The following is a 669-nucleotide window of genomic DNA, read 5'->3' as shown; positions in this document are numbered from 1 at the left end:
TGTCAAGGCTCAATTGAAATGTCCGTTATCCAGCTCAATTAAAATGACCACTTTGATCTCTCATTCTCTTTACTGATAGACTTTCCTCCGACTGAAACAACAGGATGATTGAGCCCATGCTTCGATACGAGTTAACGCCGAACAATGCAGGTTTTATACTGTGGGGAGATTCAGAAGCCCTGAATGAATTACATGAACTCATTCATTACATCGTGGATGAAAGCCCACTGATTAAAGTTAAAGACGGATTTATGTTATCCCTTGCCTATGATATTCGTAAAGCACGGGAAGGTAATCGTCGTGTTGAGCAACATCAGTATGATCAACATGATACATATAAGCTTTATGGTGTTGAGCTTTTATGGCCTCTGGTCCTGGTACAGTCCTCAATACTCAGAAACTCAATGGGTTATATTCAGACAGACAAAAACCAGCTGTCTGTCATGTATGCCTTTGAATACCTGATAGAATCAGCATTAACAGAGTCTGAGAGAACAACGTCGAATGATATTATGCTAACAGTAAAATATGCATCAGACTCTGATTTTAATTTCATTGAGGATAATATTGACAGCAGGTGCTGCTATTTTATCAGCCTATCTCCGGAGCAAAGAAAAAAGCAGTTAATCAGTATTGTTCGTTCTTTTCATTCATTATGGGGTAAGTATG

At 38.7% G+C, this 669-nt stretch carries 1 protein-coding gene; it reads left to right on the top strand.

All coding sequences use genetic code 11. The annotated features are described in order from the left end of the window. Positions 1-116 precede the first annotated feature (116 nt). The coding region (locus AC6CWS_RS26465; protein WP_498256459.1) for a DUF6904 family protein at positions 117-669 on the top strand (553 nt) is incomplete at its 3' end.

It is taken from the genome of Klebsiella sp. M041, assembly GCF_059759695.1.
This window is presented reverse-complemented; position numbering and strand designations above follow the sequence as displayed.